Source organism: Brasilonema octagenarum UFV-OR1 (genome assembly GCF_963888615.1).
GTDB classification, from domain to species: Bacteria; Cyanobacteriota; Cyanobacteriia; order Cyanobacteriales; family Nostocaceae; genus Brasilonema; species Brasilonema sennae.
The window spans coordinates 1-16358 of sequence record NZ_CAWPKW010000299.1 but is presented as its reverse complement, the minus strand read 5'-3'; the positions used below and the strand labels follow the sequence as shown (position 1 = coordinate 16358).

General features: G+C 42.1%; 14 protein-coding genes. 7 read left to right on the top strand and 7 right to left on the bottom strand.

The annotated features are described in order from the left end of the window. Positions 1-50 precede the first annotated feature (50 nt). The gene (purM, locus tag AC5590_RS25940; protein ID WP_169266228.1) at positions 51-1079 is read left to right on the top strand and encodes a phosphoribosylformylglycinamidine cyclo-ligase; all 1029 of its coding nucleotides are present in this window, start codon (positions 51-53) and stop codon (positions 1077-1079) included. 156 nt (positions 1080-1235) lie between these two features. Here the strand turns inward: purM and AC5590_RS25935 are convergent, their stop codons facing one another. After that, positions 1236-1373, bottom strand: a complete 138-nt coding sequence (locus AC5590_RS25935) for a hypothetical protein (protein ID WP_169266227.1) — start codon at positions 1371-1373, stop codon at positions 1236-1238. Between the two features lie 48 nt (positions 1374-1421). Here AC5590_RS25935 and AC5590_RS25930 point away from each other — a divergent pair, with 48 nt between their 5' ends. Continuing rightward, complete coding sequence (locus AC5590_RS25930) at positions 1422-2108, top strand: PHP domain-containing protein (protein WP_169266226.1); 687 nt, start codon at positions 1422-1424, stop codon at positions 2106-2108. Positions 2109-2437: 329 nt separating this feature from the next. Here the strand turns inward: AC5590_RS25930 and AC5590_RS25925 are convergent, their stop codons facing one another. Together AC5590_RS25925 and AC5590_RS25920 are read right to left on the bottom strand one after the other, a co-directional pair. Then, the gene (locus tag AC5590_RS25925) at positions 2438-3079 is read right to left on the bottom strand and encodes a Uma2 family endonuclease (RefSeq protein ID WP_169266225.1); all 642 of its coding nucleotides are present in this window, start codon (positions 3077-3079) and stop codon (positions 2438-2440) included. 89 nt (positions 3080-3168) lie between these two features. Continuing rightward, positions 3169-4437: a hypothetical protein gene (locus tag AC5590_RS25920; protein WP_169266224.1), complete on the bottom strand. Its 1269-nt coding sequence runs from the start codon at positions 4435-4437 to the stop codon at positions 3169-3171. Between the two features lie 85 nt (positions 4438-4522). On the opposite strand from AC5590_RS25920, the gene AC5590_RS25915 reads away from it, so the two are divergent. Further along, the gene (locus AC5590_RS25915) at positions 4523-5575 is read left to right on the top strand and encodes a hypothetical protein (RefSeq protein ID WP_169266223.1); all 1053 of its coding nucleotides are present in this window, start codon (positions 4523-4525) and stop codon (positions 5573-5575) included. On the opposite strand, the gene AC5590_RS25910 is transcribed toward AC5590_RS25915, so the two are convergent. From AC5590_RS25910 to AC5590_RS25895, 4 genes are all read right to left on the bottom strand, one after another. Continuing rightward, complete coding sequence (locus tag AC5590_RS25910; protein ID WP_169266222.1) at positions 5535-5900, bottom strand: tetratricopeptide repeat protein; 366 nt, start codon at positions 5898-5900, stop codon at positions 5535-5537. The two genes, AC5590_RS25915 and AC5590_RS25910, sit on opposite strands and share 41 nt — an antisense overlap. 1 nt (position 5901) lies before the next feature. Next, positions 5902-11385, bottom strand: coding sequence for an nSTAND1 domain-containing NTPase (locus AC5590_RS25905; protein WP_169266221.1), 5484 nt, complete (start codon positions 11383-11385; stop codon positions 5902-5904). Positions 11386-11603: 218 nt separating this feature from the next. Then, positions 11604-12956, bottom strand: a complete 1353-nt coding sequence (locus AC5590_RS25900) for an ATP-binding protein (protein ID WP_169266220.1) — start codon at positions 12954-12956, stop codon at positions 11604-11606. A gap of 104 nt (positions 12957-13060) precedes the next feature. After that, positions 13061-13714 carry a Uma2 family endonuclease gene (locus tag AC5590_RS25895; protein ID WP_169266219.1) on the bottom strand — a complete coding sequence of 218 codons (654 nt, stop codon included), beginning with the start codon at positions 13712-13714 and terminating at the stop codon, positions 13061-13063. Between the two features lie 125 nt (positions 13715-13839). Between AC5590_RS25895 and bchI the strand changes: the two genes are divergently transcribed. The 4 genes from bchI to AC5590_RS25875 all read left to right on the top strand — a co-directional run. Beyond that, the gene (bchI, locus tag AC5590_RS25890; protein WP_169266218.1) at positions 13840-14961 is read left to right on the top strand and encodes a magnesium chelatase ATPase subunit I; all 1122 of its coding nucleotides are present in this window, start codon (positions 13840-13842) and stop codon (positions 14959-14961) included. A 93-nt stretch (positions 14962-15054) separates the two neighbouring features. Then, on the top strand, positions 15055-15351 hold the full coding sequence (locus AC5590_RS25885; protein ID WP_169266217.1) for a hypothetical protein: 297 nt from the start codon (positions 15055-15057) through the stop codon (positions 15349-15351). Between the two features lie 150 nt (positions 15352-15501). Continuing rightward, positions 15502-15699 (top strand): hypothetical protein, encoded by a 198-nt coding sequence (locus tag AC5590_RS25880; protein ID WP_169266216.1) that lies wholly within the window; start codon positions 15502-15504, stop codon positions 15697-15699. 475 nt (positions 15700-16174) lie between these two features. After that, on the top strand, positions 16175-16358 hold a 184-nt coding region (locus AC5590_RS25875; RefSeq protein WP_211178535.1), incomplete at its 3' end, for a hypothetical protein.

Sequence of the window (16358 nt, the reverse complement as noted above, 5' to 3'; positions counted from 1 at the left end):
CGATTGACTGTAAACTTTAGCTACTTGAAGTGATCGCGATGTTTTAACTGATGGATTACAAAGATGCAGGAGTGGACGTTGAGGCTGGGCGAGAGTTTGTAAATCAAATTCGTAATTTGGTTCACAGCACTTTTAGACCAGAAGTTATTGGTGGACTGGGTGGCTTTAGTGGCTGCTTTCAACTACCAAGTGGTTATAAGGAACCTGTTTTGGTTTCTGGAACTGATGGTGTAGGTACTAAGTTAAAAATCGCTCATGCTCTCAACTGTCACAACAGCGTTGGGATTGATTTGGTAGCCATGTGCGTCAACGATGTGCTGACATCTGGCGCAGAACCGCTATTCTTTTTAGATTATCTGGCAACAGGTCAGTTAGAGAAAGAGCAGCTGACTCAAGTGGTTGCAGGTGTCGCCTCTGGGTGTCAGCAGGCGGGTTGCGCTTTGCTGGGAGGAGAAACTGCAGAAATGCCCGGTTTTTATCAAGCGGGTGAGTATGACTTGGCTGGGTTTTGTGTGGGGATTGTCGAAAGAAGCCAAATGCTGGACGGTTCCCAAGTACAAGTGGGAGATGTGGCGATCGCACTCCCTAGCGCTGGTGTACATAGCAATGGCTTTAGTTTAGTCAGGAAAATTGTCAGCGAAAAAGGATTTTCCTGGAGTGATAGTTTAGAAATATTTGCTGGTAAAACATTAGGAGAAGTTTTCCTCTCACCCACGCGTATTTACGTTAAACCCGTACTGAGTGCACGTCAAGCAGGGTTAGAAATTCACGGTATGGCTCACATCACGGGTGGAGGTTTACCAGAAAACTTGCCCCGTTGTTTGGGTAAAAATCAAGCTGTGCAAATAAACTCTCAAAGCTGGTGTATTCCACCTGTGTTTCAGTGGTTGGCAGAAACTGGTTCTGTTAGTCCCCAAGCAATGTATAACACTTTCAACATGGGGGTGGGATTTGTATTAATAGTACCTCCCCATCAAGCAGAGCAAGTCATAACGTATATGAAGTTACAAAACGTTACAGCTTTTACAATTGGTAATGTGATCACTGGCTCGGGTGAATTAATTGGATTACCAATATAACTGACAAGATTTATACAATATAAAATCTTTATTTTTTGTCTGAAAATATGTTGATTTGTCCTATTTTTAAGATTTTCTTAATCTCTGCTGTTGTTAGTAAATGTTGATTAAACGGAGATTTGAGGCAACATTTCTGACTTTCGCTTATAGAACAAATCAAAAATACGCATGATCGCTAGCCTTTAAATTTGCTAACGTAGTTTTAACATATTGAAAAATTTTGCCAATGATGCCCAGAAAGTAGCAACCAACACTTAACAACGGTGCTGGTGCAGTCTGGGCTGTTGGTGTCATTTGTTTTTGTGTCTAAAATCAATTACGTATTTTGGAAAAGAGGGGGTTATGACTGTCAAAATCGTTGAGAAGTTTACTTCAAGAGAAGAATTAAAGCAAGTCTTCCAGACCATTGATGCAAAAAGTTGCCCAACCTATTTTAACTTTCATATGCATACTGTCCACTCCGATGGCAGGTTGCAACCGGTCGCATTGATGGAACAAGCGATCGCCATTGGTTTAAAAGGTCTTGCAATTACCGATCATCATGGTATAGGCGGCTACCAGGTAGCTCAAAGCTGGTTAGAAAACTGGAGGTGGAACAACCCTGGTGCAAACGCTCCCATTCTGTGGACTGGCGTAGAAATTAATGCCAACCTTTTAAATATTGAAGTTCATATTTTGGGTTATGCTTTTGAGCCAGAACACCCCAGCATAAAACCTTACATTCAAAGAAGAGTTACCACAGGGCAAGACTATCAAGCAGCTAACGTGATTTCTGCAATTCAAAATGCAGGCGGGTTAGCAGTACTCGCTCATCCAGTTCGTTACAGGCGATCGCACTTTGAATTAATTCCTGCTGCTGCAGAAGCCGGGATTGATGGTGTTGAAACTTTTTACGCCTACAACAACCCCAACCCTTGGAAACCAAGTGCTAGAGAATCGATGCAGGTGCAACAATTGGCTGATGAATATAGTCTTTTGAACACTTGTGGAACTGATACTCACGGTTTAAACTTGCTACAGCGGTTGTAAGCGGATGTCTATTTTTCTCAGAATACTCCTGGTTCAACAAGCCAGGGGGAAACAATTCAAAATTCAAAGCTATGTCCTCCGGACACGCTACGCGAACGACTTCGCTCAGCTTTGACGTCGAGCGGTTTACATTGAGCGAAGTCGAAATGAGCCGAGACGTCAAAATTCAAAATTCATGGTTGCTGAGCGCAGTCGAAGCAAAATTCAAAATCAAGAAAACCACTCCTAGCAAGTCGTCTTACTCCTAACTCTATGTAAATTAAATGGGTGATAACTCATCTTCAATTGTGGATTCTACATGGTAAAACTTACATTAGAGTTCTGCTAAATTACTGCTGAAATTGGGATAATAACCAAGCGCCAACCTTACTATGATTCATTTCACGAGTACGGCGAAAAGCATCTTGCAAAAGAGAAATTGCTAACCCAGGTAAAACTTGAGATTGAGAAATTTTACGGCTACCACCATTTTCTACAGCAAAAGCAAGAACTTGAACGTTTTTTACATCTATAATCCAGTATTCACCTACCCCTAATTCCTCATATAACAGACGTTTGTCTCCTTTATCATCAGCAAGAGAAGTGTTTGCAACTTCAATGACTAAATCTGGGGCTGGATAGTTATCAAGGTGAATAATGGAAGTACCCCAAGGGATGACGTCTGCATTTTTGCCAATGTAAAAAGACGCATCAGGTTGTGCATCGTCATAGCCTGTTTTCCGGTAGGTGCAATTATCGTTTCCATTCAAATCAATATCTTTGATGCTGGCAAACAAATGTACGGCATAGATAACAATCGAGTGATCTCGTGAATGGTCATTACCTACTGGTGGCATTTCAATCCTCATTTTACCATTGTAGTAGTAGCCTTTGGCTTTTTCATATCCTGGATTTTCAATGATTTGAAGATATTCATTCCAAGTTGCTGGTACCCACGTGTCAGTTGGTAATTTTATTTGTAGGTTACTCATCAAAAAGTTGAGGATAATTACGTTCTTTTTTTATTATGCCTTATACTATCTTCTCAGCTTAGTTCAATATTCCTTCTCAGTACTTACTTTTATTTATTTTTGTCTTTCAAGTAATGGTATAGGTTAGCAACAGTTAAATCAGGTATTTCTTGCCAATTTGAGGCAACCAATCCTTTATAGCCAGTTGCTGTTGCTTTCTGAGTTATATAATCTTCGTAATCTCTGCGCGAATCTGGCTTAATCATAAATTGAAGCTGATTATGTAGAGATGTATAATGAGATTTTTGCTTTAAAGTCTCATATAGTAATAACTCTTTTGGTTCGGTAACAATAGCGGAATCTTGATTATCTTGATAAAGATTAGTAGATGGAAGATCTGAATTTGCGAAAAAATCCTGTTCATGTAGAGATACAGTTTGTATCCAATCAACGTGGTTTTGCCAGGATTCCAACAAAACTAAATCATGCTTGCAAATCCTAGTAATTTCTGGAAATAAAAAATCTAGCTCTTCCTCAGATTCACACCGTTCAATAACAGAAACGCAATCTTGACGGATTTTATCTTGAAGTTGGATCAGGCGATCGCTTACAGCAGCAAACTGGTTCTGCAACTGGTATGTTAAGACGATCGCCTGATCAATCAACCAAGCACATTCCACTCGACGAAGATGCCCAGCCGCAGAAGTTTCTGATAACAAGTGTGGATTGTTATAATCTGCTAAAGCATTTGTTAAAATATGACGTGCAGTTGCTAAGTCAGTGTTTCTGATACTTAGCTCTGTATACAAAGCAGTTTTAATTAGCTTTAGCGCTGCCTGAAACTTTCCGTATGCTTGAATCAAGACTAAACGATGCTGCCTAAAGTTAATATCTTGAGCCACTTGCTCAATTCGTTTGATAATTTCTGCCCCCTGATCTGTTAGGGCTTTTTTCAAGTCAAAAAATCCATCCTTAACTTCGACTCGAAGTTGTTTGATGTCTTCTCTGAGTTTCAATGTTTGATAAAGGTTTACTGCTGATAAGGCTACACCTGCTACAGTTCCTACACCAATCAAAGCTGTAGTTGCTTGTAGAACACCAACATTCTTCTGGAGAGTATTTAAACATAACTGAATTGTATCTAGTTTTTCATAGGTTTTTTGAAAACCTTTATGGACTTGAATCATTTGTACACTGTCAAATATCATCTGTGGTACAGCCAGAAATGGCTGCGTGATCACACCAACAGCATGACCAACAATTTTACCTGTTTCCGTATCTCTAACCATACTCAGTGGAATCCCTGAGGATGATACTACCTGTTTTAGCGTACCATTGGCAAGACCAATCATGTGCTGTGGGCGAAATACAAAAATCATAATATTTATTCCGTTAATGTTTCAAAGAATACATTACTTAATATTGTAGTTTATATAACTTCTATTTTTCTTAGTAATTATACGGATGAATGAATATTTGATTGCATTTCAAAGGATTACCGAATCAGTTGAACCACTGCTGAAGGATGAGCAGAGTTCACTAGAAATTAAGCAAGCTGTTACAACTTTGAAACAGTCAGTTGAACCATGCTTCATAGAGCTTAAGGATTCAGCTACTAAACTCAAGAGCCGCATTCAGTTATGTTTTGAAAATTTGTATCATGCTGAAGATGTTTGGAACAGCAAGCAAAGAATTGTTGAAATACCAACCCTTGAAATCTGGGAAAAAATTGGCGAGTTGAGTGCGCGCACTTTTAGAATTCGTCGTCTAGGAGAGCAATGTGAATCTGAGGCGATTGAAAAAATGAGAAACAATTGGTGTCACCGAGAAAGAATTCTTACCAAAAAATATTTTTATAATCAGACAAATTTTAAAGATGGACTAAATATTTTTGAAAAAAATTACTTAGTGAGTGAATTCAATTTTGAATTACGTTCTCAGTTAGAAGTAGTAAAACAAATTCTTATCAAAAGCACAGATTTAATAATTAATCATGAAATTCAATACCACATCCCATTTATTCAAACATGTATCAATCAACTAGATGAAAAACAAAAATTTGAACTTATTACGAAGCTTAATTCAATATCTGAATCAACCGTGAATATAGTTGAAAAAGCATTTAATGCGCAGTTATACAAATCATCTACTAGTGTTACATATTTAGTTAATTCTGTAAGCAATGCTGCTGATAATTTGGGTAAGGAAGGTCTTTTAGGTATTAGTTGGCACCAGTTTAATAAATGCTCCAAAGAAGTTATGATAAAATTGGAAACAATTGTTGTTATCGTTTTTGAGGAACTAATCAGATTAGCTGAACAAGCGATTGAACAAACACTGGCATTCCATAACGACTTTCTTGAGCGGCAAATGCGATATCGCCAAGAGACACAAGAACAACGTGCAGCAGAAAAAGCTTGGATTGAGCAGCAACTTCAGGAACTGACGCAAGTGCAAAATGGGATAGAAGTTATCCTCAATCATTGCCCAGCAACTTCTTCAACTGTGCATCTGTAAACGGATTTTTCCCAGCACGTAAATCCTTCACCCACCTTTGGCGTTGGAATTTTCGCTCCTTATCATCAGTCTGGGCAATGAATGCCTCAAAATCCTCAATTGCTCCTTGAGTTTTACCTGTCATCGCCCTGGCTAAACCGCGACTATCTCGAATTCCTCCATTGTCAGGAGCAAGTTGCACGGCTTTTTCACAGGCAAACATCACATCAGCAGCGTGGCGATGCAGGCTACCGTACCAGCAAAGTGAGTCCCAAAAATAAGCATCAATTTCAACTTTTGGATCTAGCTCTTGGGCTTTTTTGTAGGCTGTGATCGCTTCCTTCACTTTACCCTCTATAACAAAATTGTTTACTTCTGCGTTTACTTCTGCAAGCAACCAAGCGCTCAGCTTCGCCTTTGTTAGCTAATTCTTGTGCTTTTTCCTTGGGGTCAAATTTTAAGTTAGGATTCCACTGCAAAGCTTTACGGAAAGTTGCAATTGCCTCATCAATATTACCTGCTCTTGCTTGCTGTTCACCTTCTTTAACCAAAAATGGAGCTGCTGCTTTTAAGTTAGATTTATTTTGGCAGACTTCTAGTTTTTCCAATTCTTTAGGGTTGATGACAAAATAATCATCCAGCCATTGGCAACCTTGTGATAAAAGTTCGTCGAAAGTTGTATATTGCCACACCCGCGCGGTTCTGTCCCACGAAGCAGTGAGAATGCGTTTGCCATCTGGGCTAAAACTGGCGCTGAGGACAGAACCTGTATGCCCTTTGAGTTCGGCTAATTGTTTGCCTGCGCTATCCCACACCCGCGCCGTTCTGTCATCTGAAGCGGTGAGAATGCGTTTACCATCCGGGCTAAAAACGGCGCTGTAAACACCAGATGTGTGTCCTTTGAGTTCAGCTAATTGTTTGCCTGTGCTATCCCACAGCCGCGCTGTTGTGTCCCATGAAGCGGTGAGAATGCGTTTGCCATCCGGGCTAAAAATGGCGCTGTTGACATTATCTTTATGCCCTTTGAGTTCGGCTAATAACTTGCCCGATATATCCCACAGTCGTGCAGTATTGTCAGATGAAGCAGTGAGAATACGTTTGCCATCCGGGCTAAAACTGGCGTTGAGGACAAAACCTGTATGCCCTTTGAGTTCTGCTAATTGCTTACCTGTGCTATCCCACACCCGCGCTGTTTTGTCCCATGATGCAGTTACAATACGTTTGCCATCCGGGCTAAAACTAGCGCTGTTGAGATCAGATGTATGCCCTTTGAGTTCGGCTAATAACTTGCCCGAACTATCCCACAGCCGCGCGGTTTTGTCCGATGAAGCGGTAAGAATGCGTTTGCCATCTGGGCTAAAAATGGCGCTGTAGACACCAGAAAGCTTTTTGAGTTCGGTAAATTGTTTACCTGTACTATCCCACAGCCGCGTTGTACTGTCTGAAGCGGTAAGAATGCGTTTGCCATCCGGGCTAAAACTAGCGCTGTTGACATTATCTGTATGCCCTTTGAATTCGGCTAATTGCTTACCTCCACTATCCCACAGCCGTACCCTTCTGTTATTTGAAGCGGTAAGAATGCGTTTGCCATCTGGGCTGAAACTAGCGGTGTTGACAGCAGATGTGTCCTCTTTGAGTTCTGCTAATTGTTTACCTGCGCTATCCCATACTGGTGCGCTATCCGATGAAGCGGCGAAAATGCGTTTGCCATCGCGCTTATAATTTGCAAAATTAGAATATATATCCTCTTTTTCCGGTATTTGCTCCGACATATCCCACAGCCGCGCCGTATTGTCCGATGAAACAGTGAGAATGCGTTTACCATCTGGGCTAAAACTGGTGCTGTAGATAGAACCGCTAGGCCATTTGAGTTGTGCTATTTGCTTGCCCGAGAGATTCCATAGCCGCGCCATGTCATCAGAAGCAGTGAGAATACGTTTGCCATCCGGGCTAAAACTGGCGCTGATGACGCTAGATGTATTCCCTTTGATTTGTGCTATTTGCTTGCCTGAGGTATCCCACAGCCGCACCGTATCATCAGAAGCAGTGAGAATACGTTTGCCGTCTGGGCTAAAACTGGCGCTGATAACGCTAGATGTATGCCCTTTAAGTTGTGCTATTTGCTTCCCCGAGGTATCCCACAGCCGCACCGTGTCATCAGAACCAGTGAGAATGCGTTTGCCATCTGGGCTAAAACTAGCTCTGTTGACGGGAACTGTATCCCCTTTAAGTTCTGCTAATGGCTTACCTGCACTATCCCACAGCCGCGCCGTTTTGTCCGATGAAACAGTGAGAATACGTTTGCCGTCTGGGCTAAAACTGGCGCTGTTGACAGGACCTGTATGCCCTTTGAGTTCGGCTAATGGCTTACCTACACTATCCCACACCCGCGCTGTATTATCCGATGAAACAGTGAGAATACGTTTGCCATCCGGGCTAAAACTGGCGCTGACGACAGAACCTTTATGCCCTTTAAGTTCTGCTAATTGCTTACCTGCGCTATCCCACACCCGCGCCGTTTGATCATCGGAAGCAGTGAGAATCCGTTTGCCATCCGGGCTAAAACTGGCACTGTTGATAGAACCTTTATGCCCTTTAAGTTCTACTAATTGCTTACCCGATATATCCCACAGCCGCGTCGTATTGTCCTCTGATGCGGTGAGAATGCGTTTACCATCTGGGCTAAAACTAGCGCTCCTGAGAGAACCTGTATGCCCTTTGAGTTGATTTTGCTCGTGAATATTGTCAACAATCGTCTGTAAAGCTAAGACAGGGCTAGCAGCTGGATATTCCGCTGGTTCATTTTCTTTATTTATGAGATTGTGTAAATCTTGCCCTGCGTTTAAAGCTAAAAGCAATGCTTCTATTTGTTGGATCTGAAAAAGCTTCTCTGCTGCAACGCCTTGTCGTTCTAGAATTGCACTTTTCTGTGCCTTGCCCACAAGCCCAAATGCTTGTAATGTGACAATTCCTGCAACAACAAAGGATGCAATCAACACTCCCGATCCAACACGAATCCGCTGCTGTGCTTTCTGGTTAGCTTTTGTTAATATCTGCTTAGCCTGCTCAGTTTGTTTTAACTGTTCTTCAGTTTGCAGGCGTTGCTTTCTTTCCTGTTCCAGTTCAGCCATCACCTGGCTTAACTTCGGTTCTTGTTGCTGACGGATAAACTCGGCTAAATAATCATGCACTAGTTGATAGCGGTTTGTGGGGTTTTCTTTTAACAAAACAACTAAGCCGGATTCTACAAAAATCTCTAAAATCAAATCTAACTTGCTCGCATCTTTACTCAAATCTGCAGCTAACACCTGCAAATCCCGTTCCAGTTCAGCATGAGTCTTCAGTGGACGAGTTCCTTTTTCATCCGTCAGCAAATACAACACAAATTCCGCCGTTTGCTGATTTTCTTCTCCACAATCCTGAACCACTTCATTCAGATAACGTTTTACCAGTTCTTCCTTTGTGCCACACTCCTGATATTTTGCCAGAGTTCTGATGTTTTCCGCTTGCAGTTGCGCCCCCACAACCTGCAACTCAATCGGGCGCACTTCGCCCAGTTCACGCGCCAAATCCCGCACCAGTTCTGCAATTAAAGCAGGTTCTAAGTGAAAATTAGCCCGTTCAGTTAATTGCTGAATAATTGATTGAGCATCATCACGGGAGAAGTTACCCAACTCATAAAGAACATTCTCACTCAGAATATCAATCTGAATCATCGAACTGTCGCGGAAGCGATTAAACTTGAGCAAATAATGTAAGTAATCTTCTCGCAACGACAATACTATATTCACCGATAAGATATTAAGGCAATCTTTTAAAAACTCAAAAAATAGCCACCTTTGCTGTGGTTCGATATCAACAAAGAAAAATTCTTCAAATTGGTCAAAAATCAGTACCGGACGAAGATTATATGTTTCACACTCTCGTAATTCTTTTAACAGCGTAGTTCGAGAGTCAGGCGTTTCAACTTCTGACACTTGCGCTTGAGTTTCTAAAGCTGAAGTTTCAGCTTCGCCATCTCCCCATCTTCCCATCTCCTGCAACGCCTCTTTTATCTGGCGTCCCAACTCATCCATCCAGTTGGTGTAAACTCGTATCGGCACAACCAAATTATCTTGAATGCCGATCGCCTTCTTTTTCAAACCAGGAACAAGTCCCGCATTAACCAGAGAACTTTTGCCAACTCCTGATTGTCCATGAATAACTATCAATTTATAATCAGGACGACCGATGCGTTCAATCAAACGTTCTACATCAAGTAAACGACCAGATGCACTAATTTCTGGCGCTATATTTTCCTGTAGAGACGTTGCAGGCAACTTCTCTACAATTTTGGATAAATTTGCGTGTCGTGTCGCTTGTAATCTTCCTGCACCAATAAACGCCCGCAAGCCAAATTGTTGTTCAACCGAAAGCCCTTCCTGTTTAATTTGAAAAGCTTCGAGATATTGCTTTTGTTTTAAATATAAACTTCGTAAATTTCTTAAAAGACTAAGATATAGTTCGGGTTTAGAGTCAGAAACACCTATTTGGATTGCTGTTTTTAAATTATTAATAGCCGCTTGCTCTTCGCCTAAGTTTTGTTGTGCTTTCGCTAAAAGAAACAAAAATTCCTGGCGATTAGAAATCGCAGACGGATTCGTAGATAAAACTTCTAACGCCTTTTCCGCTAAAGTTTTCGCTTCTTGCCATTTTTGATTTGCCAAAGCAACTTCAGCCAAAAAGCCATAATCTTGAGATACCCTCAGCAAATCTCCTTCAGCTTCATGGATGAGTAAAGCACGCTGCGCTAACTTCTTTAACTCCTCCCAATCTTGTAATTCACGTAAGATTTTGCCAAACTTATCAAGTAAATTAGCAATTAAATCTGAACGTTGAGCAGATTCCAAAACTTGGAGACATTGCTGAAGGTAATTTCTTGTTTCTTGCCAATCAGAATCTTCCGTTTTATCACGTTGTAGAGACGTTGCATGTGAGTCCAGCGCTGCGGGAGGGTTTCCCTCCGCAGGCGAGTGGCGAACCCGTAAGGGCAACGTCTCTACATTCTGAGGAGAATTTCTTTCTTGTTGTCTCGCTTTTTCGTAATAACAGAAAGTGATATTGCTCAGGACTTTGCCTTGCCAGACTAAATCATTGACTTGCTGCCAAAAAGCCAAACTTTGTTGATAATACTCCAAAGTAGTATCTAAGTGATTATCAACAAATTCTGTGAATCCCAACAAATATTCGATTCTCGCTTTTACTCCTGGTTCTAGAACTTGTCCGGAATTTTGCAAATCTTGCCAAGCTAACTTAATCTCGGAATATTTTTCTAAAGTCAGACTGAAATCACCAGTCAAGAATTGCTCTGCTGTTTCTTGCAAAAACTCCATCAACTCATTGGGAGCAATCGGAAAAATTTTCGTTGTTCCCCAACTTTCCAAATCAGGAGCAAACTGCATGAACTGCTTGTGAACTTCATCATCAATCCACAACACCACAGGGAAAGGAAAATGATTGCGAAACTCCTCCCGCACCTGATTTGCACTAATCAGCATTTGCTCAAGATTCCGCACTGATTCCAAACCCAAAACCATCAGGGCTTGCACATCATCCCCGGATTCTTCGCGAATGGCAGTATAAAGAGTCCTTGCAGATTCCTTCAGAACCAGGACGCGAATTTCAACTTGACAAATGTCACGTAATCGTTTTATTAGATGCAAGCGCAAACTACGATAATTGCACCGTGCCAGAATCAGCTTAAACTGTCCAACAGAAGCCTCAATCCCCCAAGCCAATTGCTTCAATGAGCGCTCATTGTTGACATCAAGATTAAATTCATCTGCGTCCATCTACTTCGGCGTCCATCTGCGGTTCCTTAGCTCTTTGATGTATTATTGTTCACGACCGCCTGGGGTTAAAAAGCCCAGTCTCATAGCCAAAGTCCTCTCAAGAGGACTAATCACTTTCGCGTAGCTTTGTTTTGAGTCCATTTTAATGGACTTAGCCTATGAGCCAGGAACTTCTAGTTCCTGGCGGTTGTGAAACTTATAGAGAACATAGTAATTGTTCAGCCATTCAACTCCCGCGCCTCCGCCAAAATAGGATTCACTTCAAACCAAGACTCACCGCGATCGCGATATTCAAAAACAAACCGACTGCGAATCAGCTTCTGATACCCCAGATCATCACTCACTTTTTTCGTTTGCTTCACACGACGCAACAATTCCCACTCCTCATCAGAAATGGGCAAAACCATTTCATTGCGACGAGCACGAATCACAGTATCCAAAGTTTCACGAGTCAAAGGGAGTGACATTTCCTCCATAATCCATGTATTCAGCAGCCTTAGTAAGTCGCGGACATGACCGCCACTCATTCGACACAAGTGCTCAAGCGTCGCTTTACGATCAAAAACAAACGTAATATTACTGGCACGCTGGTCTGGTCGCAAGTCAGGATAAGCTCTTGCCATTACCATCTCTTGCATCAGCGCCATTCCCTCTTCATGAACACTGCCATCTGACCATTGTACAGGTACCATCGGTAACACTCTGGGATCTTCCAAAAATCGCTGTGTGAGGGTTCCATAGTCATTAGAAAACTTCAAAGACAGTGGCATTGTATACACAACATGACAATTTAACTTAGTGAGATACTCACCTTGATCCACAAACAAGTATTCTTGTTGTGGACGTCCCCAAGCCTTGGGACGATTATCAATTCTGTCAAGATTATCTACAATCACCACTAAACCTTTTTTGCCCTGCTGTTTCAGTTGGGCGATCGCAGGTTCCAGCAACTCCTTATTAATCGCGTCTAACAGTTTAATTTTTTGTGGCCCCAGATACTGGTTGAGTTTTTCCCGCAGTGTTGCGTCACTCTTAACCTTAGTCGTGATTTCCCCAATTCCAAAAGCCAAAGTAAACTTTTCTTTTTCAGAGGTGACACCAAAATCACCAACATTCGGAACTTTGAGTTTGACGCCAGTCACATCAGCATTTAAAACCCTGATAGCACCTTGCAGTAATTCTTTCAGCCGGCTGGGTTCTTCAAGATTGAGTTTTTCTAAACTTTGACTGACGCGACGGGCGATCGCCAACAGCACATCAGCAATATCCACATCAGTCATTTCCAAGTCTTCGCTAGACTCAAAATAGATAACACAAAAACCATCCGCTTCCAACTCCAGTTGCAGCCGCCGCAATTCCGTAGATTTCCCACACCCAATGTGCCCAGTAAAAAGCGTGCAGGTAGGGTCATTCGGCTTAAAAAATGTCATCTTCTGCTTTAGTTTGAAGATAATATCTCCACCACGCACAGAAGAAAAGTCAATATAATACTTCTTATCCTGTGTGTCGTTAACAACAAGAGTTCTGCTGGGATCTGTAGCTTCAAAAAACTTGCGTAAGTCTATCATCATAAAGCTTGTAATTTATAACTACTCATTTTTTATATCTTTGGTTTCCAAGGATATAAATAGCTACAGCTTTGATACTTGATTTTCCTGGCAATTTTAAGATGAGCTTAAATAGAATCTGGATCGACTCCCATCGCACGTAAGCGTTCCGCCAAGACTTGAGCGCGTTCTTCTGGAGTTAACAAGCGCTTTCCTGCTTCGTTATACCAGTACAGCCACTCCCGCGTAATTCCTTGATAAGTTCCCCGTTCCATACCAATTCCCAAACCAACTTCCGGTAACCAAACAGGATTATCTGAATGCAATTCATATGCACCATTCACCAACTTATACACTTCCAAACGCGGTTTACGGCGGCGAGTCGGATGATAAACGACGTAGTACAAAACCCCTAACTTTGCATACTCATCTTTCTTAGTGGTATATTCTCCACGATATCTCTGAGAAACAACTTCCAGCGTCAAAATTGGGACTTTCTCTTCTTCCCACAACACATAACTCGGACGCAAATTTTCATCAAAAAATCGCTCAACTCCCAAACTCAGAAACCCATCTGGTACAATCGGTGGTTGATTTGGATCATAATAAACACCCATATCAGCACCAAAAAACCAATCCATGCGATTTGCCCACACCATAGCGAGTATGGCTTCTAGCAAACCAGGAATCAAATGTTGTAATTGATTATCCACAGGCGTATCATCAGAGTCTGGTAATTCCTCAGAGGAGGGCAAGCAAGCTAATGAATCGTACTCTAACATAAGGAGTTCGGCATTTATTTTATAATTCCGATCATATCTTTGATTCCCTCTTCCCTTTGTCCTCGACAACCCCACCTATGGCACAATGAAAACGGTAATAAAAGAAATATAGATAAGGTAATTTAGTGAGTTCAACTGCTCAAGCTACCGCTGCGGCGCGTCGCGTGGTATTTCCATTTACAGCAATTGTCGGTCAGGAAGAAATGAAACTGGCTCTATTGTTGAACGTGATTGACCCGAAAATTGGCGGTGTGATGATTATGGGCGATCGCGGTACCGGAAAATCCACAACTATCCGGGCGCTAGCTGATTTGCTTCCAGAAATTCCCGTCGTTGCTAACGATCCCTTCAACAGCGATCCTAGTGATCCCGATCTGATGAGTGATGAAGTCCGCCAACAGCTACAGCAAGGGGTGGATATTCCCGTTATTCCAAAAAAAGTCCAAATGGTCGATTTGCCCTTGGGAGCAACAGAAGACCGAGTTTGTGGTACCATCGACATCGAAAAAGCATTATCAGAAGGTGTTAAAGCCTTTGAACCAGGACTCTTGGCAAAAGCCAACCGGGGTATTCTCTATGTGGATGAAGTCAACTTACTAGATGATCACTTAGTAGACGTGCTTCTTGACTCCGCCGCCAGTGGTTGGAACACAGTAGAACGAGAAGGAATTTCCATACGTCACCCGGCGCGTTTCGTGCTTGTAGGTTCTGGTAACCCAGAAGAAGGAGAACTGCGTCCTCAACTTCTAGATAGATTTGGAATGCACGCAGAAATCCGTACAGTTAAAGAACCAGCTTTGCGGGTGCAAATCGTAGAACAACGCTCAGAATTTGACCAAAATCCACCAGTATTTCTCGAACAGTATAAATCTCAACAGGAAGAACTCCAACAGAACATCATTAACGCCCAAAATCTGTTGCCATCTGTGGCAATTGATTACGATTTACGTGTCAAGATTTCTGAAGTCTGTTCCGAACTTGATGTTGATGGCTTGCGTGGTGACATTGTGACTAACCGTGCGGCAAAAGCGATCGCCGCATATGAAGGACGTACCGAAGTAACAATAGATGATATCCGTCGCGTGATGACTTTATGTCTGCGTCATAGACTGCGAAAAGACCCCTTAGAGTCAATAGATTCTGGATACAAAGTACAAAAAACCTTTAGCCGCGTCTTTGGCGTAGAAGTACCCGAAGAGACGACACAACAAAACGGTACAGGACAAAAATTAGGAGTTAGAAATTAACAAGGAAGAGTGAAGAAAGAAAAGACATTGCTTTATCTTTTTTTTCTTTCATCTTCTTTATAAAAGATTATCACTTAGCACTTATAACTTAATATGAGATTTTGGCACTTTTGGTTCAATAGCTTTGTTTTATCCAGCCAATACAACCCACCTCGGTTTGTAGAGATGCTGATGGTACTGCTAGCAATTGTTATGCTAATAGTCTGGAACTTCACACTACAGACACCCTATATGATACTTGGCTGGAGCTTTGTAATTGGGGCATCAATTTCTATCTTAGTACGAGAAGCTATTGCTCCTTCACCAGATATAAGAGTTAACCAATTAGCAGCATTTTTCTTCCTCAGCATTAGTCTTTATGGCTTTGTTTACGTATTTCAAACTCTCTGAAATAACTTATATTGCTTCTTATGCGTTAAGCGCGATGCACTGCGCCGCCCTGAGCTTGTCGTATACGCAAAGCGCACGCTAAAAGCGAACGCGTAGCTAGTCCGTTCGCGAAGCGTGTCCGGAGGACACAGGACTCAGGGAGCGTGGTCGTTGTGTTCCCTACCTCTACTTTATCAATTCACCCTATGGCTAACGCCACGCCTTACGGCTATCGGGTATGTCTTCGACACGCCTGAGCGCACAGCGCACGCGGCTTGGGCGAACGGCGAACGCAGTCGCCTCTGTCGGGAAACCCTCATCAAGCACTGGTCTAACCAACTCAAACCGAATTCCTATAGTAGAAGATAACAATTACTTGAAAGCTTGTGACTGTCTGTATCTGTTAATTCAGTATTTACCAGTATATTTCTCCAGATTTAATGTTTTATACGTAAGTATAGTTGATTTTTAAACTGACACGTAAAGTAATATTTAGTAATGCAAATTTTCTCATAAAGTTATTCAATTTAGATGCATTTCTCAAGAAAAAGTTGCCATACTGATAGGGGTTAAAACCATTTTTTACTTGAGAAAATTTTCTTAATAAGAGTGCTAGTTATGACAACTATAAAATCCTGTGTTTCAACTTGTCGTCACTGTCGGTACTACACTCCAGAGGGTCAACGTGGTGGTACTTGTCAATTATTAAATGTATCGGTCAAATCAGGATGGAAAGCCTGCTCTTTATATGTCCGATCTTTTGAACCTTTTTGCGAAGCTCTTGTTAGCGCTAAATAAATCACTGTAGTGGTGTTTTTCAAGAACAATTGCAGTTTCCATTTGGGTGCAATACACTCTCGAATTGGCTCCCCTACACGCTTACACACGCCAGATACCTACCGAGGGAGACCCTCTCCGTTTGCGTAGCGCCCCCTATGCCTGCGGCACGGCTACGCCTATCGGGGCTAGTTGCACGCCAGTCCCCTGGCTCGGGGGGAACCCCCGCACGGGGCTGGCTCCACAACGCG

Bases quoted from the DNA above. Each gene is read 5' to 3' on its own strand.
- purM (WP_169266228.1), top strand. From the start codon at position 51: ATGGATTACAAAGATGCAGGAGTGGACGTTGAGGCTGGGCGAGAGTTT.
- AC5590_RS25935 (WP_169266227.1), bottom strand. From the start codon at position 1,373: ATGACACCAACAGCCCAGACTGCACCAGCACCGTTGTTAAGTGTTGGT.
- AC5590_RS25930 (WP_169266226.1), top strand. From the start codon at position 1,422: ATGACTGTCAAAATCGTTGAGAAGTTTACTTCAAGAGAAGAATTAAAG.
- AC5590_RS25925 (WP_169266225.1), bottom strand. From the start codon at position 3,079: ATGAGTAACCTACAAATAAAATTACCAACTGACACGTGGGTACCAGCA.
- AC5590_RS25920 (WP_169266224.1), bottom strand. From the start codon at position 4,437: ATGATTTTTGTATTTCGCCCACAGCACATGATTGGTCTTGCCAATGGT.
- AC5590_RS25915 (WP_169266223.1), top strand. From the start codon at position 4,523: ATGAATGAATATTTGATTGCATTTCAAAGGATTACCGAATCAGTTGAA.
- AC5590_RS25905 (WP_169266221.1), bottom strand. From the start codon at position 11,385: ATGGACGCAGATGAATTTAATCTTGATGTCAACAATGAGCGCTCATTG.
- AC5590_RS25900 (WP_169266220.1), bottom strand. From the start codon at position 12,956: ATGATGATAGACTTACGCAAGTTTTTTGAAGCTACAGATCCCAGCAGA.
- AC5590_RS25895 (WP_169266219.1), bottom strand. From the start codon at position 13,714: ATGTTAGAGTACGATTCATTAGCTTGCTTGCCCTCCTCTGAGGAATTA.
- AC5590_RS25885 (WP_169266217.1), top strand. From the start codon at position 15,055: ATGAGATTTTGGCACTTTTGGTTCAATAGCTTTGTTTTATCCAGCCAA.